This is a genomic window from Streptomyces cadmiisoli (assembly GCF_003261055.1).
Taxonomy (GTDB): domain Bacteria; phylum Actinomycetota; class Actinomycetes; order Streptomycetales; family Streptomycetaceae; genus Streptomyces; species Streptomyces cadmiisoli.
This window is the reverse complement of sequence record NZ_CP030073.1, coordinates 5,616,354-5,638,436: the sequence shown is the minus strand read 5'-3', so window position 1 is coordinate 5,638,436 and position 22,083 is coordinate 5,616,354. Positions and strand designations below refer to the sequence as shown.

At 70.3% G+C, this 22,083-nt stretch carries 20 protein-coding genes and 1 tRNA gene; 16 read left to right on the top strand and 5 right to left on the bottom strand.

Annotated elements, in window-relative coordinates; translation table 11 throughout:
- The first annotated feature begins 72 nt into the window (after positions 1-72).
- From DN051_RS24655 to DN051_RS24630, 6 genes are all read left to right on the top strand, one after another.
- Entirely contained in the window at positions 73-1,122 is a 1,050-nt protein-coding gene (locus DN051_RS24655; RefSeq protein WP_112439521.1) for an ABC transporter substrate-binding protein, read from the top strand.
- Between the two features lie 28 nt (positions 1,123-1,150).
- On the top strand, positions 1,151-2,008 hold the full coding sequence (locus DN051_RS24650; RefSeq protein WP_053763047.1) for a siderophore-interacting protein: 858 nt from the start codon (positions 1,151-1,153) through the stop codon (positions 2,006-2,008).
- A gap of 161 nt (positions 2,009-2,169) precedes the next feature.
- Entirely contained in the window at positions 2,170-3,612 is a 1,443-nt protein-coding gene (gene desA / locus DN051_RS24645) for a lysine decarboxylase DesA (RefSeq protein ID WP_112439520.1), read from the top strand.
- Positions 3,569-4,873 carry a lysine N(6)-hydroxylase/L-ornithine N(5)-oxygenase family protein gene (locus tag DN051_RS24640; protein ID WP_420709236.1) on the top strand — a complete coding sequence of 435 codons (1,305 nt, stop codon included), beginning with the start codon at positions 3,569-3,571 and terminating at the stop codon, positions 4,871-4,873. The genes desA and DN051_RS24640 overlap by 44 nt, the downstream gene beginning before the upstream one ends.
- A complete protein-coding gene (locus DN051_RS24635; protein WP_112439519.1) occupies positions 4,870-5,421 on the top strand; it encodes a GNAT family N-acetyltransferase in 552 nt (183 codons plus the stop codon). Before DN051_RS24640 ends, DN051_RS24635 begins: the two co-directional genes overlap by 4 nt.
- The gene (locus DN051_RS24630; RefSeq protein WP_112439518.1) at positions 5,418-7,187 is read left to right on the top strand and encodes an IucA/IucC family protein; all 1,770 of its coding nucleotides are present in this window, start codon (positions 5,418-5,420) and stop codon (positions 7,185-7,187) included. The genes DN051_RS24635 and DN051_RS24630 overlap by 4 nt, the downstream gene beginning before the upstream one ends.
- A 56-nt stretch (positions 7,188-7,243) precedes the next feature.
- Here the strand turns inward: DN051_RS24630 and DN051_RS24625 are convergent, their stop codons facing one another.
- Complete coding sequence (locus DN051_RS24625) at positions 7,244-8,830, bottom strand: beta-N-acetylhexosaminidase (RefSeq protein WP_053763042.1); 1,587 nt, start codon at positions 8,828-8,830, stop codon at positions 7,244-7,246.
- 71 nt (positions 8,831-8,901) lie between these two features.
- Here DN051_RS24625 and DN051_RS24620 point away from each other — a divergent pair, with 71 nt between their 5' ends.
- The 3 genes from DN051_RS24620 (at position 8,902) to glmS (ending at position 12,043) form a co-directional block, all read left to right on the top strand.
- Positions 8,902-9,771, top strand: coding sequence for a DUF4429 domain-containing protein (locus tag DN051_RS24620; RefSeq protein WP_053763041.1), 870 nt, complete (start codon positions 8,902-8,904; stop codon positions 9,769-9,771).
- A gap of 166 nt (positions 9,772-9,937) precedes the next feature.
- A complete protein-coding gene (locus tag DN051_RS24615; protein ID WP_053763040.1) occupies positions 9,938-10,195 on the top strand; it encodes a hypothetical protein in 258 nt (85 codons plus the stop codon).
- A gap of 30 nt (positions 10,196-10,225) precedes the next feature.
- The gene (gene glmS / locus DN051_RS24610) at positions 10,226-12,043 is read left to right on the top strand and encodes a glutamine--fructose-6-phosphate transaminase (isomerizing) (RefSeq protein WP_053763039.1); all 1,818 of its coding nucleotides are present in this window, start codon (positions 10,226-10,228) and stop codon (positions 12,041-12,043) included.
- A 176-nt stretch (positions 12,044-12,219) separates the two neighbouring features.
- Here glmS and DN051_RS24605 read toward each other — a convergent pair whose 3' ends face one another.
- Positions 12,220-12,786: a GPR1/FUN34/YaaH family transporter gene (locus DN051_RS24605; RefSeq protein WP_053763038.1), complete on the bottom strand. Its 567-nt coding sequence runs from the start codon at positions 12,784-12,786 to the stop codon at positions 12,220-12,222.
- A 150-nt stretch (positions 12,787-12,936) separates the two neighbouring features.
- Positions 12,937-13,464 (bottom strand): universal stress protein, encoded by a 528-nt coding sequence (locus DN051_RS24600; protein WP_053763037.1) that lies wholly within the window; start codon positions 13,462-13,464, stop codon positions 12,937-12,939.
- 314 nt (positions 13,465-13,778) lie between these two features.
- Here DN051_RS24600 and DN051_RS24595 point away from each other — a divergent pair, with 314 nt between their 5' ends.
- From DN051_RS24595 to DN051_RS24580, 4 genes are all read left to right on the top strand, one after another.
- A complete protein-coding gene (locus tag DN051_RS24595; RefSeq protein WP_112439517.1) occupies positions 13,779-14,114 on the top strand; it encodes a hypothetical protein in 336 nt (111 codons plus the stop codon).
- A 377-nt stretch (positions 14,115-14,491) separates the two neighbouring features.
- Positions 14,492-15,739: a GlxA family transcriptional regulator gene (locus DN051_RS24590; protein WP_053763035.1), complete on the top strand. Its 1,248-nt coding sequence runs from the start codon at positions 14,492-14,494 to the stop codon at positions 15,737-15,739.
- 171 nt (positions 15,740-15,910) lie between these two features.
- Positions 15,911-16,513: an oligoribonuclease gene (gene orn, locus DN051_RS24585; RefSeq protein ID WP_053763034.1), complete on the top strand. Its 603-nt coding sequence runs from the start codon at positions 15,911-15,913 to the stop codon at positions 16,511-16,513.
- Positions 16,514-16,629: 116 nt separating this feature from the next.
- Positions 16,630-16,702 (top strand) — tRNA-His (locus DN051_RS24580).
- Between the two features lie 33 nt (positions 16,703-16,735).
- Here the strand turns inward: DN051_RS24580 and DN051_RS24575 are convergent.
- Together DN051_RS24575 and DN051_RS24570 are read right to left on the bottom strand one after the other, a co-directional pair.
- Entirely contained in the window at positions 16,736-17,035 is a 300-nt protein-coding gene (locus tag DN051_RS24575) for a hypothetical protein (RefSeq protein ID WP_053763033.1), read from the bottom strand.
- A 126-nt stretch (positions 17,036-17,161) separates the two neighbouring features.
- A complete protein-coding gene (locus DN051_RS24570; RefSeq protein ID WP_053763032.1) occupies positions 17,162-18,217 on the bottom strand; it encodes a LacI family DNA-binding transcriptional regulator in 1,056 nt (351 codons plus the stop codon).
- 395 nt (positions 18,218-18,612) lie between these two features.
- On the opposite strand from DN051_RS24570, the gene DN051_RS24565 reads away from it, so the two are divergent.
- Genes DN051_RS24565 through DN051_RS24555 form a run of 3 tightly spaced genes read left to right on the top strand, consistent with a single transcriptional unit; the run spans position 18,613 to position 21,845 of the window.
- Entirely contained in the window at positions 18,613-19,914 is a 1,302-nt protein-coding gene (locus tag DN051_RS24565) for an ABC transporter substrate-binding protein (RefSeq protein ID WP_112439516.1), read from the top strand.
- 5 nt (positions 19,915-19,919) lie between these two features.
- The gene (locus DN051_RS24560) at positions 19,920-20,936 is read left to right on the top strand and encodes a carbohydrate ABC transporter permease (protein ID WP_053763030.1); all 1,017 of its coding nucleotides are present in this window, start codon (positions 19,920-19,922) and stop codon (positions 20,934-20,936) included.
- Between the two features lie 12 nt (positions 20,937-20,948).
- A complete protein-coding gene (locus tag DN051_RS24555; RefSeq protein WP_112439515.1) occupies positions 20,949-21,845 on the top strand; it encodes a carbohydrate ABC transporter permease in 897 nt (298 codons plus the stop codon).
- Positions 21,846-22,083 lie beyond the last annotated feature (238 nt).

Sequence of the window (22,083 nt, the reverse complement as noted above, 5' to 3'; positions counted from 1 at the left end):
ACGGTGAGGTTAGGCTAACCTACCCACGAAAAGTCCAGCGGGTGATCCACCCTGTTCGAAAGCAGCGTACTCATGTCCAACGCCAGAGCCACCCACCTCACCCGCCGCGGGATCCTCGCCGTCGGCGGCGCCCTCGGCCTCGGGGCCGTGCTCGCGGCCTGCGGCGACGACGACGCGGCGAAGAACGGTGGCTCGGGGTCGGCTTCTTCCGCCGAGGCCTCCGGCCCCTGGACCTTCGAGGACGACCGCGGCACGACCGTCAAGCTCGACAAGGTCCCGGCGAACATCGTGGCCTTCACCGGTGTCGCCGCCGCCCTCCACGACTACGGCATCGAGGTCAAGGGCGTGTTCGGCCCGACCACGACCAAGGACGGCAAGGCCGACGTCCAGGCGGGCGACATGGACGTCAGCAAGCTGACCGTCTTCGGCAACGTCTGGGAGCAGTTCAACGTCGAGCAGTACGCCGCGTTCCGCCCCGACGTCCTCATCTCCACGACCTTCGACAACGCCGGCACCCTCTGGTACGTCCCGGAGGCCTCCAAGGACAAGATCGCCAAGCTCGCGCCGAGCGTCGCCGTGTCGGTCTTCGACCGCCAGCTGCCGAAGCCGCTGGAGCGCGTGTGGGAGCTGGCCGAGTCGCTGGGCGCGGACATGAAGGCCGACAAGGTCGTCCAGGCGAAGAAGAAGTTCGAGGAGGCCGCCGCCCGGCTGCGCGCCGCCGCCAAGGCGAAGCCCGAGATCAAGGTGATGGCCGGCTCCGCCAGCGAGGAGCTGTTCTACGTCTCCGGCACCAACCTCTCCATCGACCTGGAGTACTTCAAGGCCCTCGGCGTGAACTTCGTCGAGCCCTCGGAGAAGGCGAAGGAGCCGACCGGCGGCTGGTTCGAGAGCCTGAGCTGGGAGAACGTCGACAAGCACGCGGCCGACATCATCATCATGGACGACCGCTCCTCCACCATCCAGCCCGCCGACATCACCGAGGCGACCTGGAAGAAGCTGCCGGCGGTCAAGGCCGGCCAGGTCATCGCGCGCTCCCCCGAGCCGATCCTGTCCTACGCCAAGTGCACCCCGCTGCTGACCAGCCTCGCCGAGGCCATCGAGAAGGCCGAAAAGGTCAGCTGACCCGCTGACGACCCCTCAGGAGCACTTCATGCCGACGGCCGTGGCCGCCCCGTTCCGTTTCTTCTCCCTCCAGGTCGTACGGGCGAGGCGGCTCGGACCGTCCCTGGTGCGGGTCACGTTCGCGGGGCCCGACCTGAGCGACTTCCACTCCGACGGGCGCGACCAGTCCCTGTCGCTGTTCCTGCCCCTCCCCGGCCAGGACGCGCCCGTCGTACCGGTCGAACTCGGCGACGGCTGGTGGCAGGCCTGGCGGGAACTCCCGGACGACGTACGGGCCGTGATGCGCTCGTACACCCTGCGCGCCCTGCGCCGCCGTCCCGACGAGATCGACATCGACTTCGTGCTGCACGGAGTCGAGCCGGACGCCGCCGTACCCGCCGGCCCGGCCTCCCGCTGGGCCGCAAAGGCCGCCGCCGGCGACCGTGTCCTGCTGCTCGGGCCGGCCGTCGCGGACAACCGGGCGATCCGGTTCCGGCCGCCCGCGGACACCGATCTCGCCGTGATCTGGGGGGACGCCACCGCCGTTCCCGCCGTCGCGGCGATCCTGGAGTCACTGCCGGCCGGGCTGCCCGTCCGCGCCTGGCTGGAGGTGCACGACCCGGGGGACATCCAGGACCTGGTGACGGCGGCCGACGCCGAGGTCACCTGGCTCGTCCGGGACGAGTCGAGCGGCGAGGGGTCCCCCATGGCCCTCGCCGCGCTGGAGGCCACCCCGCTCCCCGCCGCGGAACACCCCTACGTCTGGATCGCCGGCGAGTCGTCGTGCGTGAAGCGGCTGCGCCGGCACTTCGTCGCCGAGCGCGGCGTCGACCGCCGCCGCGTGACGTTCGTGGGCTACTGGCGGCAGGGACTGAGCGAAGAACAACTGCGCGAGCAGGGCGAGTAGCGGACAACTCCGGCCGACGTGACGGAAGTTACGCCGGCGCCGCGTTTCGCCAAAGTTACTTAGGTTAGGCTAACTTAAGTAGAAGCCGCGGTTCCGATCCGCACCGGCCCCGGTTCCGCCCTCTCCGTCCGCACGGACCGTCCCCACCGGAGGACCCCTACATGCGCTCGCACCTGCTCAATGACACGACCGCGGAGCACTACCGCCGCTCCGTGACCGAGGGAGTCGAGCGGGTGGCGGCCAAACTGGCAGCCACCGACCGTCCGTTCACCGGCGTCACGGTCGACGCCCTCGCTCCCCGCATCGAGCGGATCGACCTCGACACACCGCTGCACGACACCGCCGCGGTCCTCGACGAACTGGAGGACGTCTACCTCCGGGACGCGATCTACTTCCACCACCCCCGCTACCTCGCCCACCTCAACTGCCCGGTCGTGGTCCCGGCCGTGCTCGCGGAGGCGATCCTGACGGCCGTCAACTCCTCCCTCGACACCTGGGACCAGTCGGCCGGCGGCACCCTCATCGAGCGCAAGCTCGTCGACTGGACCACCGAGCGCATCGGCCTCGGCCCCGCCGCCGACGGCGTGTTCACCTCCGGCGGCACCCAGTCCAACCTCCAGGCCCTGCTGCTGGCCCGCGAGGAGGCCAAGACCGAGGTCCTGGCCGACCTGCGCGTCTTCGCCTCCGAGGCCAGCCACTTCAGCGTCAAGAAGTCCGCGAAACTGCTCGGCCTGAGCGAGGACGCCGTGGTCTCCGTCCCCGTCGACCAGGACAAGCGGATGCAGACCCTCGCCCTCGCCCGCGAGCTGGAGCGCTGCGAGCAGGACGGCCTCGTCCCCATGGCTGTCGTCGCCACCGCCGGCACCACCGACTTCGGCTCCATCGACCCGCTGACCGAGATCGCCGAGCTGTGCGACCGGTACGGCACCTGGATGCACGTGGACGCCGCCTACGGCTGCGGGCTGCTCGCCTCCCTGAAGCACCGCCACCGGCTCACGGGCATCGAGCGCGCCGATTCCGTCACGGTCGACTACCACAAGTCCTTCTTCCAGCCGGTGAGCTCGTCCGCCGTGCTGGTCCGCGACGCGCGCACCCTGCGGCACGCCACCTACCACGCGGAGTACCTCAACCCGCGCCGGATGGTGCAGGAACGTATCCCCAACCAGGTGGACAAGTCCCTCCAGACCACCCGCCGGTTCGACGCCCTCAAGCTCTGGGTCACGCTGCGCGTGATGGGCGCCGACGGCGTCGGACAGCTCTTCGACGAGGTCTGCGACCTGGCCGCCGAGGGCTGGAAGCTGCTCGCCGCCGACCCGCGCTACGACGTCGTCGTCGAGCCGACCCTGTCCACCCTGGTCTTCCGGCACATCCCGGCCGGCGTCACCGACCCCACCGAGATCGACCGCGCGAACCTCTACGCCCGCAAGGCGCTGTTCGCCTCCGGCGAGGCCATCGTCGCGGGCACGAAGGTGAACGGCCGCCACTACCTGAAGTTCACCCTGCTCAACCCCGAGACCACGATCGGCGACATCGCCGCCGTTCTCGACCTGATCGCCGGCCATGCCGAGCAGTACCTGGGAGAGTCCCTTGACCGCGCTTCCTGACACCACGAACAAGACCTACGACTTCGTGGGGATCGGGCTCGGGCCCTTCAATCTCGGCCTGGCCTGCCTCACCGAACCCATCGACGAGCTCGACGGCGTCTTCCTGGAGTCGAAGCCCGACTTCGAGTGGCACGCCGGCATGTTCCTCGACGGCGCCCACCTCCAGACGCCGTTCATGTCGGACCTGGTCACCCTGGCCGACCCGACGTCCCCGTACTCCTTCCTCAACTACCTGAAGGAGCGCGGACGGCTCTACTCGTTCTACATCCGCGAGAACTTCTACCCCCTGCGGGTGGAGTACGACGACTACTGCCGGTGGGCCGCCGCTCAGCTGTCCAGCATCCGCTTCGGCACGACGGTCACCGAGGTGACGTACGAGGACGAGCTGTACGTGGTCGCCACGGCCGCCGGCGAGACGTTCCGCGCCCGCCACCTGGTCCTGGGCACCGGCACCCCGCCGTACCTCCCGGAGGCCTGCCGCGACCTGGGCGGCGACTTCCTCCACAACTCCCGCTACCTCGGGCACAAGGCGGAGCTCCAGCGCAAGGAGTCGATCACGCTGGTGGGCAGCGGCCAGTCCGCCGCCGAGATCTACTACGACCTGCTCAGCGAGATCGACGTCCACGGCTACCGGCTGAACTGGGTGACGCGCTCCCCGCGCTTCTTCCCCCTCGAATACACCAAGCTCACGCTGGAGATGACCTCCCCGGAGTACATCGACTACTTCCGCGCGCTGCCCGAGCGGACCCGCTACCGCCTCACCACCGAGCAGAAGGGCCTGTTCAAGGGCATCGACGGCGACCTGATCAACGAGATCTTCGACCTGCTCTACCGGAAGAACCTCGGCGGCCCGGTCCCCACCCGCCTGCTCACCAACACGTCGCTGCAGGGCGCGTCGTACGACAACGGCACCTACACCCTCGCCTTCCGCCAGGAGGAGCAGGAGAAGGACTTCGAGCTCACCTCGCAGGGCCTGATCCTCGCCACCGGCTACAAGTACGTCGAGCCGGAGTTCCTCGCCCCGGTCGGCGACCGTCTGCGCCGCGACTCCCAGGGCAACTTCGACGTCGGCCGCAACTACGCGATCGACGTCACCGGCCGAGGCGTCTTCCTCCAGAACGGCGGCGTCCACGCCCACAGCATCACCTCGCCCGACCTGGGCATGGGGGCGTACCGCAACTCGTACATCATCCGAGAGCTGCTCGGCAGCGAGTACTACCCGGTCGAGAAGTCGATCGCGTTCCAGGAGTTCGCCGTATGAGCACCCCCACCAACGTCGGCGCCCTCACCCTGCGCCCCCTCGACCCGCTCCGGGACGCCGAGCTGCTGCACACCTGGGTAACGCATCCCAAAGCCGCGTTCTGGATGATGCAGCAGGCACGGCTGGAGGACGTCGAGCGGGCCTACATGGAGATAGCCGCCGACGAGCACCACCACGCCCACCTGGGCCTGCACGACGGGGTGCCCGCGTTCCTGATGGAGTGGTACGACCCGGCCCACCGGGAGCTGGTCGGGCTGTACGAGCCGCGGCCGGGCGACGTCGGCATGCACTTCCTGGTCGCGCCGACCGACCGGCCCGTGCGCGGGTTCACCCGGGCCGTCATCACCGCCGTCATGCGGCAGTTGTTCGAGGACCCGGCGACCGCCCGGGTCGTGGTCGAGCCGGACGTGGACAACAAGGCCGTGCACGCGCTGAACGAGGCGGTCGGGTTCCTGCCCGAGCGCGAGATCCAGAAGCCGGAGAAGAAGGCGCTGCTGAGCTTCTGCACCCGGGAGCGGTTCCTCGCCGCGACGGGGGTGGCCGCATGAACCTCACCGACTCCGTGGCCCACCTCTCGCCCGAGCGCTGGGAGGAGGCCGACCGGTCGCTGATCCGCAAGGCGCTCGCCGAGTTCACGCACGAGCGGCTGATCACTCCCGAACCAGACGGCGACCAGTACGTCGTCCGCAGCGACGACGGGCTGACCGGCTACCGCTTCACGGCCACCCGGCACGCCCTCGACCACTGGCAGGTCGACGCGGCCTCCATCACCCGGCACCGCGACGGCGCGCAGCTGCCGCTCGCCGCGCTGGACTTCTTCATCGAGCTGCGGACGGCCCTCGGCCTCAGCGACGAGATCCTGCCGGTCTACCTGGAGGAGATCTCCTCCACGCTGTCCGGCACCTGCTACAAGCTCGCCAAACCGCAGATCCCCGTCGCCGAGCTGGCCGCGAGCGGCTTCCAGGCCGTCGAGACGGGCATGACCGAGGGCCACCCCTGCTTCGTGGCCAACAACGGCCGCCTCGGCTTCGGGATCCACGAGTACCTGTCGTACGCGCCCGAGACGGCGAACCCCGTCCGGCTGGTGTGGCTGGCCGCGCACCGCTCCCGGGCCGCGTTCACCGCGGGCGTCGGCATCGAGTACGAGACGTTCCTGCGCCAGGAACTGGGCGACGACACGGTCGACCGGTTCGAGGAGCGGCTGACCGGGCAGGGGCTCGACCCCGCCGACTACCTCCTCATCCCCGTCCACCCCTGGCAGTGGTGGAACAAGCTGTCCGTGACCTTCGCCGCGGAGGTGGCGCGCGGGTACCTGGTCTGCCTGGGCGAGGGCGACGACGAGTACCTGGCCCAGCAGTCGATCCGCACCTTCTTCAACCGGTCGCACCCCGAGAAGCACTACGTCAAAACGGCCCTCTCGGTGCTCAACATGGGCTTCATGCGGGGCCTGTCGGCCGCCTACATGGAGGCCACGCCGGCCATCAACGACTGGCTCGCGCAGCTCATCGAGAGCGACCCCGTGCTGAAGTCGACCGGCCTGTCGATCATCAGGGAGCGGGCCGCGGTCGGCTACCGGCACCTGGAGTACGAGCAGGCGACGGACCGCACCTCGCCCTACCGCAAGATGCTGGCCGCGCTGTGGCGGGAGAGCCCGGTGCCGTCGCTCGGCGAGGGCGAGACGCCCGCCACCATGGCGGCCCTCCTCCACGTCGACCACGAGGGCAACACCTTCGCGGGCGCGCTGATCGAGCGGTCGGGCCTGGCTCCGACGGAGTGGCTGCGCGGCTACCTGCGGGCGTACTTCGTCCCGCTGCTGCACAGCTTCTACGCCTACGACCTGGTCTACATGCCGCACGGCGAGAACGTCATCCTCGTACTGAAGGACGGCGTCGTGCAGCGCGCGGTCTACAAGGACATCGCCGAGGAGATCGCGGTGATGGACCCGCACGCGGTGCTGCCGCCCGCGGTGGAGCGGGTGCGGGTGGACGTCCCCGAGGACACCAGGCTCCTGTCCCTGTTCACCGACGTCTTCGACTGCTTCTTCCGCTTCCTCGCCGCGAACCTCGCCACCGAGGGCGTCCTGACGGAGGACGACTTCTGGGGCACGGTCGCGCAGGTGACGCGGGAGTACCAGGCGTCGGCGCCCCAACTGGCCGACAAGTTCCGGCAGTACGACATGTTCGCCCCGGAGTTCGCGCTGTCCTGTCTGAACCGGCTCCAGCTGCGCAACAACCGGCAGATGGTGGACCTGTCGGATCCGGCCGGCGCGCTCCAGCTGATCGGCACCCTGAAGAACCCCCTCGCGGGGCGCTGACCACGAACGGACGGGCACCCCCGAGTACGGTCCTCGGGGGTGCCCGTCAGCCGTTCCTACCCCGCGGCGGGCCAGGGCACCTGGGGCGACCGGTAGTACCCGATCCCGAGTGCCTCCCAGCGCGGGCCCTGCGCGGCGAGCCGCACCTTGTAGCGGTCCCAGTCGTGGGTGGCGGCCGGCGACCAGCCGAGCTCGGCGACGCCCGGCAGCCGGGGGAAGGCCATGTACTCGATGTGGCCGGAGTTCTCGAGGGTCTCCGACCACAGCGGCGCCTCCACGCCGCGGATCGCCGACGCGGGCACGCCCGGCAGGTAGGTGCCCGGGTCCCAGTCGTAGGACCGCCGCACCTCGACGTATCCGGCCCAGGACAGCCCGAGCGGGGTGCCGGCGTCGTACTTCATGTCGAGGTAGAGCCGGTCGGCCGGTGACAGGACGATCCCGGTCCCGTTCCGCGCGGCGCGGGCGACCTGCTCCTTCTCGGCGGCACCGGTGCCGTCCAGACCCCAGTACTGGGCCACCGCGCCCCGCACGGGCGTCGCGCCGGTCAGCTGGTGCCAGCCGACGACCGTCTTGCCGTACTCGGCGACGGTCGCCTGCGCCCGGTCCATGAAGGTCACGTAGTCGGCGTGGGGGGTGGAGTGCGCCTCGTCGCCGCCGATGTGCAGATAGCGCCCGGGGGTGAGGGCGGCCAGCTCGCGCACCACGTCGTCGACGAAGTCGTAGGTGATCTCCTTCGGCACGCACAGCGAGCTGAAGCCGACCTGGGTGCCGGTGTACAGCGGGGGCGCGACGCCGTCGCAGTTCAGTTCGGCGTAGGAGGCGAGGGCCGCGTTGGTGTGGCCCGGCATGTCTATCTCGGGGACGACCTCCAGGTGCCGGGCGGCGGCGTGCCGGACGATCTCCTTGTAGTCGGCCTTCGTGTAGTACCCGCCGGGTCCGCCGCCGACCTCGGTGGAGCCGCCGTATGTGGCGAGGCGCGGCCAGGAGTCGATGGCGATGCGCCAGCCCTGGTCGTCGCTGAGGTGCAGGTGCAGCTTGTTGAACTTGTAGAGCGCGAGCTGGTCGATGTACCGCTTGACCTCGTCGACGCCGAAGAAGTGGCGCGAGACGTCGAGCATGGCGCCGCGCCAGGCGTAGCGCGGGGTGTCCTCGACGGTGCCGCCGGCGATCAGCCAGGGACCGGGCTGGACGCTGTCCTTCTCGACGGCGGCGGGCAGGAGCTGGCGCAGGGTCTGCACACCGTGGAACAGACCGGCGGGGCGGCCGGCGGTGACGGTGACGCCGCCGCGTCCGCTGTCCAGGCGGTACCCCTCGTCGCCGTAGGGGCCCTTGGCCAGGCGCAGCCGGATGCCTCCGTCGCCGTGGGTGGTGACGGGCAGGCGGTAGCCGGTGGACGGGCGCAGCACGTCGGCGAGGTAGCCGCCGATGCGGCGGGCCTCGCGGGAGTCGTCGACGCGGATGCGGGTGCGGTCGGTGATGCGGTAGGGGGAGCCGCCGGGGGCGACGGAGGCGGGGGCGGGGATCACGCGGTCGAGCGGGGTCGCGGCCGGGGGTGCGGGGGTGGCGCCGGTGAGGGAGGCCCCCACCGCGGTGACGAGCAGCAGGGAGGCGAGAAGGCGAAGCGTTCTGTGGCGCTGTCTCACAAACGGTCCCTTCCTTGAGCTCCGACAGGTATGGACCACTCTCTCGCGAGTCGGGTGGAACAATCCCCGTCATGGCGGAAATCATCCAGAGGGACGGCACCTGGAGCTTCGACGGCGACGCTCTGCGGCTGACGCCGGGACGGGACAAGAACGTCGGCCTGCTGCGCAAGGCACTCGGTGAACTGGTCGTGCCGCTGGGCGCGTTGGCGGGTGTCTCCTTCGAGCAGGGCCGCAGGAGCGGCCGGCTGAGGCTGCGCCTGCGGTCCGGCGCCGACCCGCTGCTGCACGCCACGGCGGGGCGGCTGGCCGAGCCCCACGACCCCTATCAGCTCGTCGTCGAGTCGGACCGCTACGGCGTCGCCGAGTACTTCGTGGACGAGGTGCGCAACGCCCTGCTGCTGGACCAGGTGCCCACCGACCCGGTCTCCGAGTATCTGCTGCCCGGTCCGGCGGTGCCGCTGTCGGCCGCCGCCGGCGACGGCGTGGCGAGCTTCGACGGCGAGCAGGTGCGCCTGGAGTGGAACTGGAAGACGGAGGACGCCAAGTCCGCCGCCGGCACCCGGCTGCTGTCCCTCGCGGACATCGCGGCGGTGGAGTGGCATCCGGCGGTCGGCCTGGAGAACGGATATCTCCGCTTCACCGTGCGCAACGCCCCCACGAAGGCCCCGCCGAAGTACGACCCCAACTCCGTGGAGCTGTGGGGCTTCAAGAAGGACCCGCTGATGGCGATGGTGGCGGCCGCTGTGCAGGCCCGGCTGCCGCATCCCGCCGCCGCGCCCGCGCCGGTCGCGGCACTGCCGGCGCAGGGCGCACCGGCCGCCGCGGACGACCATGACGCGCTGCTGCGCAGGCTGCGCGAGCTGGGCGATCTGCACCGCACGGGCGTGCTCACGGACGAGGAGTTCACCCTGGCCAAGCAGGCGGTCCTGAAGCGGATGTAGAGGTGTCGCGTGGTGTCATGCACACCTCGCCCCTGGGCGCACGGGGACGCGGCGCCACCGATCGGCGGCTCCCCATCACAGCACACCGCGAGGTTCCGGCGTGCTTCCTGCCCGAAATCGGGCAGCTTCCTTGCGAAACCCTCGCCCGTACCCCAGGATCTACCGGGTGCACGACGAACTCGTAGATCATCTGTCGCGGTCCACGCCCCTCAGCCGGGGCGAGGCGCTGCGCGTGATCCAGGACGTGCTCGCCTATTTCGACGAGACGACCGAGGAGTACGTCCGCCGCCGCCACCGCGAGCTCCAGGCCCAGGGCCTGGTGAACGCGACGATCTTCGAACGGATCGAGGCGGATCTGCGGTACCGCGCGGTGGCACCGCCCGAGCTCACGCTCCGGCAACTGCGGCGCATCGTCTACGGCTGAGACCCAACAGGCTGAGGAATACGTATACATATGTGCGGAATCGTCGGATACATCGGGAAGCGTGATGTCGCCCCCCTGCTCCTCGAAGGCCTTCAGCGCCTGGAGTACCGCGGCTACGACTCGGCGGGCATCGTCGTCACCTCCCCGAAGACGGCCGGTCTGAAGATGGTCAAGGCCAAGGGCCGGGTCCGGGACCTGGAGGCCAAGGTGCCGGCCCGCTTCAAGGGCACCACCGGCATCGCCCACACCCGCTGGGCCACCCACGGCGCCCCGTCCGACGTCAACGCGCACCCCCACCTCGACGCCTCGGGCAAGGTGGCCGTCGTCCACAACGGCATCATCGACAACGCCGCCGACCTGCGCCGCAAGCTTCAGGCGGACGGCGTCGAGTTCCTCTCCGAGACCGACACCGAGGTCCTCGTCCACCTCATCGCCCGGTCCCAGGCGGAGAAGCTGGAGGACAGGGTCCGCGAGACGCTGCGCGTCATCGAGGGCACCTACGGCATCGCCGTCCTGCACGCCGACTTCCCCGACCGCATCGTCGTCGCCCGCAACGGCTCGCCCGTGGTGCTCGGCATCGGCGAGAAGGAGATGTTCGTCGCCTCGGACATCGCCGCGCTGGTCACCCACACGCGGCAGATAGTCACCCTGGACGACGGCGAGATGGCCACCCTCAAGGCCGACGACTTCCGCACGTACACCACCGAGGGCACCCGCACCACCGCCGAGCCGACCACCGTCGAGTGGGAGGCCGCGTCGTACGACATGGGCGGCCACGAGACGTACATGCACAAGGAGATCCACGAGCAGGCCGACGCCGTGGACCGCGTCCTGCGCGGCCGCATCGACGACCGCTTCTCCACCGTGCACCTCGGCGGCCTCAACCTGGACGCCCGCGAGGCGCGCCGGATCCGCCGGGTGAAGATCCTCGGCTGCGGCACCTCCTACCACGCGGGCATGATCGGCGCCCAGATGATCGAGGAGCTGGCCCGCATCCCCGCGGACGCCGAGCCCGCCTCGGAGTTCCGCTACCGCAACGCGGTGGTCGACCCGGACACGCTCTACATCGCCGTGTCGCAGTCCGGTGAGACGTACGACGTGCTGGCGGCCGTCCAGGAGCTCAAGCGCAAGGGCGCGCGGGTGCTCGGCATCGTCAACGTGGTGGGCTCCGCGATCGCCCGCGAGGCCGACGGCGGCATCTACGTGCACGCGGGCCCCGAGGTCTGCGTGGTCTCCACCAAGTGCTTCACCAACACCACCGTCGCCTTCGCCCTGCTCGCCCTGCACCTCGGCCGCACCCGCGACCTGTCGGTGCGCGACGGCAAGCGCATCATCGAGGGCCTGCGCAAGCTCCCCGAGCAGATCTCCGAGATCATGAAGCAGGAGGAGGAGATCGAGAAGCTGGCGAAGACGTACGCCGACGCCCGCTCGATGCTCTTCATCGGCCGGGTGCGCGGCTACCCCGTGGCCCGCGAGGCCTCCCTGAAGCTCAAGGAGGTCTCCTACATCCACGCCGAGGCCTACCCCGCCTCGGAGTTGAAGCACGGCCCGCTCGCCCTCATCGAGCCCGCCCTCCCGACGGTCGCGATCGTCCCCGACGACGACCTGCTGGAGAAGAACCGCGCCGCGATGGAGGAGATCAAGGCCCGCAGCGGCAAGATCCTCGCGGTGGCCCACCAGCCCCAGGAGAAGGCCGACCAGACCGTCCTCGTCCCGAAGAACGAGGACGAACTCGACCCGATCCTGATGGGCATCCCGCTCCAACTCCTCGCCTACCACACGGCGTTGGCCCTGGGCCGGGACATCGACAAGCCGCGCAACCTCGCGAAGTCGGTCACGGTCGAATAGACGATTCTCAGGGGCGCGGGGAACCGCGCAATCCTTCAGGGGCGCGGGGAACTGCGCCACAAGCCCCCACCCACCGGCACAGCCGGCCGAAACAGGACGGGCCCCCCGGTGACACCATTCACCGGGGGGGCCCGCCTGGATCGCCGGGGAGCCGCCCAACCCCCCGGCGTGCGCAGCTAGCCGGTGGCCGTCACCCCCCGGCCGGCGGCGCGGCGAGGCAGCGTCGTCGGCCAGTGCGCCAGCGCCGCCGTCGCGGCGTACCAGGCCACCGCGCCCGCCGCCACGGCGAACCAGCCACCCGCCTTGGCCAGGAACCCGCTGTCCGCGAAGCCGCCCACGGCGAGCAGCAGCATCGCGACGAACAGCAGCCCGTACGTGCCCTGACTCAGCACATCTCCCCCGGCCAGCGTGAGGGACAGCGCCACGAGGGCGAACAGCAGCAGGAACAGTCCCGCCGCGTTGTCGGACACCTGGGCCTCGGCCGAGGCCCCCCAGGTGAACCAGAGCGCGCCGAGGGCCGTGAACGCGGTCCCCGTCCCGGCGTCCCGGTCACGGAACGCGATGAGGCCGACGGCGAACAGCGCCACGCCGCCGACGATCTGAGCCAGTGTCACGGCGTCCGCCGCCGTCACCCCGTCGATCAGCTCGGTGTACCCGAGGCCGAACGCCAACAGGGTGATGCCGAGCGCGAGTCGGCCGACGATGGTGGTGGTGCTGCTCCCCGCAGAGACGTCGTTGTCCACGGCGGGCTCCCTTCATGCATGTGCAGTTGTACGGTGACCCGTATATGCCCTTCACAAGGGCACAAACACATCTACGCACGAGTAGATTTACCCGGCGCGCAAAGGGGACCGCCCCTGCCCACGGGGCATCTCACCTGGGCCAACGGCGAGTTACGGAATCACAACGACCGGGCGCTTGGCCCGCTTGGCGAGCCGTCCCGCGACGGAGCCGAAGATGCGCCCGACGACGCCGTGGGTGGAGCCGACGACGATCGCGTCCGCCTCGTACTCCCGCCCGACCTCCTCCAGCTCGTGGCAGATGTCGCCACCGCGCTCGACCAGGATCCAGGGCACCTCGGCCAGATAGTCCGCGCAGGCCAGCTCCAGGCCCAGGACCTCGGTGCGGTGGTCGGGAACGTCGACGAAGACGGGCGGCTCGCAGCCGGCCCACACCGTGGTCGGCAGCCGGTTGGCCACATGCACGATGATCAGGCCCGCGCCGGAGCGACGGGCCATGCCGATCGCGTACGCGAGGGCGCGTTCACTGGAGGTCGAGCCGTCGAAGCCGACGACGACGCCGTGCTTGAAAGCGGGATCGCACGCTTGGCGTGACTCTTCCGCCGCCAGGGGCTCGGCCGCCGTCGGATCGGCGACGGGCCGCTTGCGGTCCGCGGGTTCGAAGAATTCGTGACCGGCCATGGCTGTCTCGGCGTTGTGATCCTTTTATGGGTGGGACGACAGTGTGCGGCGGAGCTGTGTCCGGGAATCATCTTCCCAACCCCATACCCCCAAGGGTACGGCGGCACGCCTCCTTAGCCCAGATCCCGCGCACGTCCTCGACGGGTTCCCCGGAGCATGCACGAGGGTGCGCCGGTAACGCAATGGTTGCTGCCCGGTACAGGCGGTTCGCACGCCCTTCACCGATACGGTCCGGCCACGGACCCCGGATCCGGGAGTGACCGACCGGTCCGGCGGGCGTTGAACCGCGTGACCCATCCGCTTCAGGGAGCCCGATGACCGCACCCCTCACGCCCCTCGAGGCCCACCCGGAGCACCCGCCCGCCCCGGATCCGGTCTCCGACGTGATCCGCTGGGCCGCCTTCAGTTGTGTCCTCGTCCCGGTGGTCCTGCTGTGGTCCGGTGCCTCCCTGGCCGGTGCTCTGGGCACCGCCGTCGGCCTCGCCGCCGTCACCGCCGTCTGCCGCGTCCTGCTGCGGCGGTCGGAAGCGTGCGCGGCCCGGCCGGCGCCGGACGAGGAGTACGCGCCCCGGCAGGGACGGCATCAGCGGCATGGCACGGCGGCGCGCCGGGGCGGACGCCACTCAGGCGGAAATACTCCGGCCGGTTGACCGGTTTCCGCGCACGCGCCCGTATCTTTTCAGCCAACTTCTCAACTGTGTGCATCACCGGTTCGAGGTACCCCCCAACCCCCGTTCGACCTGCACGGAAAGGGTCTCAGGGGCCTCGCGCACCCTACGTGGATTGGCCACTGCGACAAGGCGCACTTCCCTGCACGGCCCACGAGTGCAACGCTTCGTGATCGAATGCTTCACGCCAAGTTGCCAAGTCGACAATGTGCCGGGTGATGAACTGGCCACGTCGGTACGGCGGAACACAGTAGATTCGATCTTGACTGTCTACGGCGGGGGACTCGTGCAGGACCGAGGGGAAACGTGCAGGAGCGACACAACCGAGGAGCCGCGACCACCGAGGGGGGCTTAGCAGTATGAGCCACGACTCCACTGCCGCGCCGGACGCCGCGGCCCGGAAACTCTCCGGGCGACGCCGCAAGGAGATCGTCGCGGTGCTGCTGTTCAGCGGCGGCCCCATCTTCGAGAGTTCCATACCGCTGTCGGTGTTCGGGATCGACCGCCAGGACGCCGGCGTGCCGCGCTACCGCCTGCTGGTGTGCGGCGGCGAGGACGGCCCGCTGCGGACCACAGGGGGCCTGGAACTCACCGCGCCGCATGGCCTGGAGGCCATCGCCAGGGCGGGCACGGTCGTCGTGCCGGCCTGGCGTTCGATCACTTCACCACCGCCGGACGACGCGCTCGACGCGCTGCGCCGGGCCCATGAGGAAGGCGCTCGCATCGTCGGGCTGTGCACCGGCGCGTTCGTACTGGCCGCGGCCGGCCTGCTGGACGGCCGCCCGGCGACGACGCACTGGATGTACGCGCCGACCCTGGCCAAGCGCTATCCGTCCGTCCATGTCGACCCGCGCGAGCTGTTCGTGGACGACGGTGACGTGCTGACCTCCGCGGGCACGGCCGCCGGGATCGACCTGTGTCTGCACATCGTGCGGACGGACCACGGCAACGAAGCGGCGGGGGCGCTGGCCCGCCGGCTGGTGGTCCCGCCGCGCCGCAGCGGCGGTCAGGAGCGCTATCTCGATCGGTCTTTACCCGAGGAGATCGGCGCCGACCCGCTCGCCGAGGTCGTCGCCTGGGCGCTGGAACACCTCCACGAGCAGTTCGACGTGGAGACCCTGGCCGCGCGCGCGTACATGAGCCGGCGCACCTTCGACCGCCGGTTCCGCTCACTCACGGGCAGCGCGCCGTTGCAGTGGCTGATCACCCAGCGTGTCCTTCAGGCCCAGCGCCTGCTGGAGACGTCGGACTACTCGGTCGACGAGGTGGCCGGCCGCTGCGGCTTCCGCTCGCCGGTCGCCCTGCGTGGCCATTTCCGCAGGCAGCTGGGCTCGTCCCCGGCCGCCTACCGGGCCGCGTACCGCGCCCGCAGGCCTCAGTCGGACCGCTCGTCGGACGCCGACGGGCCGACGAGCCCGCCCGCGTCGATGACCGGACCGCCGCACCAGTCGGGACCACCGTCTCCCCTCCACCCGGAGTCCCCGGTCCCGCTGCAGAGCCGCCGTGCCGCGGCCGGCGCGCTCGGCTCCCCGGCGTCCCTGGCGCCGGACCACGTCAGGGAGGCCTACGCACGGGCCGGCCTGCCGGGACAGCGCGGCGGGATGTGATCATGTGACGGGGGTCACGGGGCGGCTGCCGCCCCGTGACCCCCGACGCATGTCTCAGGCGCCTCAGGACCCGGCCTGCCGGGCCGGACGGGCCCCGCGGCGCCGGTTCCCGATGATCCCGGGGCCGTCACGGGGCACCTCATACATGGACGTCGGCTTTAGGGTGGTCGCATGAACGATCGCATGGTGTGGATCGACTGCGAGATGACCGGCCTCTCGCTGTCCGACGACGCGCTCATCGAGGTGGCCGCCCTCGTCACCGACTCCGAACTCAACGTGCTCGGCGAAGGCGTCGACATCGTCATCCGTCCGCCGGACTCCGCGCTGGAGACGATGCCCGAAGTGGTGCGTCAGATGCACACCGCCTCCGGACTGCTCGACGAGCTGCCGGGCGGCACGACCCTCGCGGACGCCGAGGAGCAGGTCCTGGCGTACGTACGCGAACATGTCAAGGAGCCGGGCAAGGCCCCGCTGTGCGGCAACTCCGTCGGCACCGACCGCGGCTTCCTGCTGCGCGACATGCCGACCCTGGAGGACTACCTGCACTACCGGATCGTCGACGTGTCCAGCATCAAGGAGCTGGCCCGGCGCTGGTACCCGCGGGCGTACTTCAACAGCCCGGAGAAGAACGGCAACCATCGCGCGCTCGCCGACATCCGCGAGTCCATCGCGGAACTGCGCTACTACCGCGAGGCCGTCTTCGTCCCCCAGCCCGGCCCCGACTCGGACACGGCCCGGACGATCGCCGCCAAGCACGTCCTGCCCGCCGGGTGAGGCGCCACCGGGGCCCGCCGCGGGGGCCCCGGGAAAGCCGGGCGCGAGCACCCCTTCGGACCCTGTACACTTTTTCTCGGCCGGTCGGGGAAACCCTGTGAGAAGCACCGGTCATGGTGGGTGTAGCTCAGCTGGTAGAGCACCTGGTTGTGGTCCAGGATGCCGCGGGTTCGAGTCCCGTCACTCACCCTTGAGGGCCGAGGGCTGATCCCTGAAAAGGGGTCAGCCCTCGGTCGTTCCCCGGCCCGATTCGGGATCCGGAAGGATCTTCCGCAGCTCCGCCTCGACCTCCGGCCGGGCCCGCCCCGCCTCCTTCGCGTACTCCGCGACGGAGGCCTGGAGATCGCGGTCCAGGTCCCGCCAGGCCCGCCACGCCGTCTCGTACGTCCCCTTCTGCGTCCCGGTCCAGCCGCCCTCCTGGTGGGTCGGCGGACCGTAGGTCTCCCGCAGGTCCAGGACCCTCGTATGCGCCTCGTCCGCGGCGCGCTGCATCGCCACAAGTTCTTCAAAGGTGAGTGCCACGCGCGGATCTTACGCACGGCCCGCCGCGTCGGCCCCCCGACCCGGCCGTCCGCCCCGGCTGCCTGACTCAGGCGGCGCACGCCCGGGCCGCCCTCTCGCACGGCGAGGCGATGCCCCGGCCCGGCGCTAGGACGACTCCCGCTCCACCAGTTCCGTCGCGAGGACCACGTGCCGTCGCTGCAGACTCCGGGAGGCGGCCGGACGGCGGTCGGCGATCTCCGCCAGGAGCAGATCGATCATCCGGCGGCCCATCTCCTCGATCGGCTGGCGGACGCTGGTCAGCTGCGGATCCATGTGGCGGGCTATGGCGGAGTCGTCGTAGCCGACCAGCGCGACGTCCTCGGGGGTGCGGCGGCCCGCCTCGCGCAGGATCCGGCGGGCGCCGGCCGCGGTGACGTCCGAGGCGGCGAAGACCGCGTCCAGGTCGGGGCGGCGGGCCAGCAGCTCGGTCATGGCCCGGCGGCCGCCCTCCTCCGTGAAGTCACCCGGTTCGATCAATTGTTCGTCCACGGGGTACCCCGCGCCGCGCAGCGCGTCGCGGTAGCCGTCGATGCGCCGCTGGGCGCCGTAGACGTCCAGCCGCCCGGTGATGTGGGCGATCCGGCGGCGGCCCCTGGCCAGCAGGTGCTCGACCGCCGACCGGGCGCCGCCGTAGTTGTCGGAGTCCACCGAGGTCAGGGTCTCGGCCGCCGATCTCGGTCCGCTGATCACCGCCGGGATCTCCAACTGGGCCAGCAGGTCGGGCAGGGGGTCGTCGGCGTGCACGGAGACCAGCAGCACACCGTCCACCCGGTGCGCCGCCAGGTACTGGGCGAGCCGCTGCCGCTCCCGGGCGCTGCCCGCGAAGATCAGCAGCAGCTGCATCTCCGTGTCGGACAGCTCGGCGCCGACACCGCGCAGCATGTCCGAGAAGTACGGCTCCGCGAAGAACCGCGTCTCCGGCTCCGGCACGACGAGGGCGATCGCGTCCGTGCGGTTCGCGGCCAGGGCGCGGGCAGCGGTGTTCGGGACGTAACCGAGCTCGGCGACCGCCGCCTCCACCGCCGCGCGGGTGGCGTCGCTGACCCGGGGCGAGCCGTTGATCACCCGGGAGACCGTGCCGCGGCCCACGCCGGCGCGCGCGGCGACCTCCTCCAGGGTCGGCCGGCCACCGCTCCGGCTCCGCGCTCCGTGGCTTGCCATGGGCTCCGCCTTCCGCTGCCGTTCATCACGTTGGCCTGGAATGTAACAGTCGCCTGGAGTGCGGTGACCCTGGTCCGGGAGCCGCCGTCCCGGGGTCCGGACGGCCCGCGCCGCGGCCGCTCCGGGGCCCGGAACCGGTCGCCCGCGCCGGGGTTTTCGGAGGTGCGGATTCCAGTTAACGGCCCGATAACTGAAGGCATTTCGCCCTGTGCGCGCCCTTGACACCCCTGCCGGAACCGACGACTCTTCAACGCATCACAGGTGGGAGCGCTCCCACAGTACCTGACACATACACATCCCGCACGTTCCCCGCCCGAGCCGCAGCGAAAGCAAGTTACGGGCCCAACCATGCAGTTGGCCGGGGGGTCGGCACGTCAGGGCAACAGGAGGACGCAATGCGAGCACGTAAGGCGGTGGTCCTGGCGGCCGTCGCGACGCTGGGCGCGGGGCTGCTGGCCGGCTGTGCCGACGACGGCGACAGCGACTCGAACTCGTCGGACGGCGGGAGCGGCAAGACCACGATCACCCTGGGGCTCTTCGGGACGATGGGCTTCAAGGAGGCCGGCCTCTACGACGAGTACATGAAGCTCAACCCGGACATCACGATCAAAGAGAACGTCGTCGAGCGCAACGAGAACTACTACCCGGCGCTCGTCAACCACCTCACCACCGACAGCGGTCTGATGGACATCCAGGCCGTCGAGGTCGGCAACATCGCCGAGGTGGCGAAGACCCAGGCCGCGAAGCTGCTCGACCTGTCGAAGCACGGCAAGGAGAGCGACTACCTGGAGTGGAAGTGGAAGCAGGCCACGACCGCCGACGGCCAGACCATCGGTCTCGGCACCGACGTCGGCCCGATGGCCATCTGCTACCGCAAGGACCTGTTCGAGGCGGCGGGTCTGCCCACGGACCGCGCAAAGGTCGCCGAACTGTGGTCCGGTGACTGGGAGAAGCTGGTCGACGTCGGCCGCGACTACCAGAAGAACGCCCCTAAGGGCACCACCTTCATGGACTCGCCCGGCGGTCTGATCCAGGCGATCCTGAGCAGCGAGACGGAGCGGTTCTACGACTCCTCCGGCGAGGTCATCTACAAGACGAACCCGGCCGTGAAGGCCGCCTTCGACCTGACCGCCGCCGCCGCCGCCGAGGACGGACTGGTCGGCAACCAGACCCAGTTCCAGCCCGCCTGGGACACCACGATCGCCAACAGCAAGTTCGCCGCGATGTCCTGCCCGCCGTGGATGCTCGGCTACATCAAGGGCAAGTCGAAGCCGGAGTCGGCCGGCAAGTGGGACGTGGCCGCCGCCCCCAAGTCCGGCAACTGGGGCGGTTCCTTCCTGGCCGTGCCCAAGTCCGGCAAGAACACCGACGAGGCCGCGAAGCTGGCCGCCTGGCTGACCGCGCCCGAGCAGCAGGCCAAGCTGTTCGAGGTGCAGGGCAGCTTCCCCAGCACCCCGGGCGCCTACGAGATGCCCGCCGTCACCGGAGCCAAGAACGACATGACCGGTGACGCCCCGATCGGCGAGATCTTCGCCGAGGCGGCCAAGAGCAGCCCCGTGCAGGTGATCGGCCCGAAGGACCAGATCATCCAGCAGGGCCTCACCGACAACGGCGTGGTCCTCGTCACCCAGGGCAAGTCGGCCGAGGAGGCCTGGGAGACGGCCGTGAAGACCATCGACAACAACCTGGACCAGTGACCCGTATGACCACTGGGCACGACACCGCCGCCGCGTCCCCCGCGAAGGGGGGCGCGGCCCCGGGCCGCCCGCCGGCCGGCGCACCGGAGACCGAGCGGGAGCAGCGGCGCCGGGCGCGGCTGTCCCGCCGCTGGCAGCGGGACGTGCGATGGAGTCCGTACGCCTTCGTCTCGCCGTTCTTCCTGCTGTTCCTCGCTTTCGGCCTGTTCCCGCTGGTCTACACGGGCTGGGCCTCACTGCACCAGGTGGAGCTGACCGCGCCCACCGACATGAACTGGGTGGGCCTGCGCAACTACACCCGGATCTTCGACGACGACTTCTTCTGGAACGCGGCGCGCAACACCCTCACCATCGGCGTCATCTCCACCGTCCCGCAGCTGCTGATGGCGCTGGGGCTCGCCCACATCCTCAACTACCGGCTGCGCGCCTCCACCTTCTACCGGGTCGCGATGCTCGCTCCGTACGCGACCTCGATCGCCGCCGCCTCGCTGGTCTTCGTGCTGCTGTTCGGCCGGGACTACGGCATGATCAACTGGGCGCTGGGCGCCGTCGGCATCGACAACATCGACTGGCAGAACGACAAGTGGCCCTCGCAGATCGCCGTGTCGACGATCGTCATCTGGCGCTGGACCGGCTACAACGCGCTGATCTACCTGGCCGCCATGCAGGCGATCCCGCAGGACCTGTACGAGTCCGCGGCGCTGGACGGGGCCAACCGCTGGCAGCAGTTCTTCCATGTGACGCTGCCCGCGCTGCGGCCGACGATCCTGTTCACCGTCGTCGTGTCGACCATCGGCGCCTCGCAGCTGTTCGGTGAGCCGCTGCTGTTCGACGCGAACAAGGGTGCCTCGGGCGGCAGCCAGCACCAGTTCCAGACGCTCGGTCTCTACCTCTACGAGCAGGGCTGGGTCAACCAGCATCTGGGCCGTGCCTCCGCCATCGCCTGGACGATGTTCCTGATCCTCATCGTGATCGGCATCGTCAACTACGTCATCTCGCGCCGGCTGCGCGCCAGTGGTTAAGGAGAACCGGCCGTGACGACGACACTGACCGAACCCCCGGCCCAGGAGACCGAGCGGCCCCGGCGGCCGAAGGCGGCACGGGCGGGCGGCACCCTGCACGCGGGACCCGTCGCGTACGTCATCCTCGCCCTGTTCGCGATCGGTTCGCTGTTCCCGCTGGTGTGGACGGCGATCGCCGCCTCGCGCGACAACAACCGGCTCGCCGAGACCCCGCCGCCGTTCTGGTTCGGCTCGAACCTGATGGACAACCTGGACATCGCCTGGTCGGACGCCAATCTGGGCGAGGCCTTCCTCAACACCACCATCGTGGCGGGCATCTCGGCCCTGACCATCGTGGTGCTGTCGACGGTCGCCGGTTTCGCCTTCGCCAAACTGCGCTTCAAGGGCCGCAACGCCCTGATGCTGATCGTGATCGGCACGATGATGGTGCCACCGCAGCTGAGCGTGATCCCGCTGTACATGATGGTCGCCGAACTCGACTGGACCGACCAGCTGCAGGCGGTGATCCTGCCGTCGCTCGTGAGCGCGTTCGGTGTGTTCTTCATGCGCCAGTACCTGCTCCAGGCCCTGCCCGACGAGCTGATCGAGGCGGCCCGGGTGGACGGCGCGGGCAGCTGGCGTGTGGTGTGGCACATCGTGTTCCCGGCCGCCCGGCCCGCGATGGCGGTCCTGGGCATGCTGATGTTCGTCCAGACGTGGAACGACTTCCTGTGGCCGTTCCTGGTGCTGACCCAGACGGGGAACCCGACCGTGCAGGTGGCGGTCGCCGGTCTGGGCCGCGGCTACACCCCCGACCAGTCGCTCATCATGGCCGGTGCGCTGCTCGGCACGCTTCCGCTGCTGCTCGTCTTCGCGATCTTCGGCAAGCAGATCGTCGGCGGCATCATGCAGGGCGCGGTCAAGGGCTGACGCCGGGGACGCACGACCGGGGACACACGACGGAAGACGCACGACGGGGGCCGGGTCGATGCCGCCTCGGCTCCCTTCTCCCCCGTACCCCGGTCGCCCTTGGCCGCTCCGGCGCCACCGTCGGCCCTGCGGCCCTGGTCACCAGGGTTGCCCCGGTCGCCATCGCTTCTGCACCTGTCCGATCCGTTGCCCGTTCCCCTCCTCTCCGGTCCTGACGACCCCCCTTGGGAGCGCTTCC

Excerpts from the sequence above, each read along its gene's own strand:
- DN051_RS24600 (WP_053763037.1), bottom strand. The coding sequence starts at position 13,464 with ATGGCCGGTCACGAATTCTTCGAACCCGCGGACCGCAAGCGGCCCGTC.
- DN051_RS24595 (WP_112439517.1), top strand. The coding sequence starts at position 13,779 with ATGACCGCACCCCTCACGCCCCTCGAGGCCCACCCGGAGCACCCGCCC.
- DN051_RS24650 (WP_053763047.1), top strand. The coding sequence starts at position 1,151 with ATGCCGACGGCCGTGGCCGCCCCGTTCCGTTTCTTCTCCCTCCAGGTC.
- DN051_RS24630 (WP_112439518.1), top strand. The coding sequence starts at position 5,418 with ATGAACCTCACCGACTCCGTGGCCCACCTCTCGCCCGAGCGCTGGGAG.
- DN051_RS24590 (WP_053763035.1), top strand. The coding sequence starts at position 14,492 with ATGAGCCACGACTCCACTGCCGCGCCGGACGCCGCGGCCCGGAAACTC.
- DN051_RS24620 (WP_053763041.1), top strand. The coding sequence starts at position 8,902 with ATGGCGGAAATCATCCAGAGGGACGGCACCTGGAGCTTCGACGGCGAC.
- orn (WP_053763034.1), top strand. The coding sequence starts at position 15,911 with ATGAACGATCGCATGGTGTGGATCGACTGCGAGATGACCGGCCTCTCG.
- DN051_RS24565 (WP_112439516.1), top strand. The coding sequence starts at position 18,613 with ATGCGAGCACGTAAGGCGGTGGTCCTGGCGGCCGTCGCGACGCTGGGC.
- DN051_RS24640 (WP_420709236.1), top strand. The coding sequence starts at position 3,569 with ATGCCGAGCAGTACCTGGGAGAGTCCCTTGACCGCGCTTCCTGACACC.
- desA (WP_112439520.1), top strand. The coding sequence starts at position 2,170 with ATGCGCTCGCACCTGCTCAATGACACGACCGCGGAGCACTACCGCCGC.
- DN051_RS24635 (WP_112439519.1), top strand. The coding sequence starts at position 4,870 with ATGAGCACCCCCACCAACGTCGGCGCCCTCACCCTGCGCCCCCTCGAC.
- DN051_RS24560 (WP_053763030.1), top strand. The coding sequence starts at position 19,920 with ATGACCACTGGGCACGACACCGCCGCCGCGTCCCCCGCGAAGGGGGGC.
- glmS (WP_053763039.1), top strand. The coding sequence starts at position 10,226 with ATGTGCGGAATCGTCGGATACATCGGGAAGCGTGATGTCGCCCCCCTG.
- DN051_RS24655 (WP_112439521.1), top strand. The coding sequence starts at position 73 with ATGTCCAACGCCAGAGCCACCCACCTCACCCGCCGCGGGATCCTCGCC.
- DN051_RS24570 (WP_053763032.1), bottom strand. The coding sequence starts at position 18,217 with ATGGCAAGCCACGGAGCGCGGAGCCGGAGCGGTGGCCGGCCGACCCTG.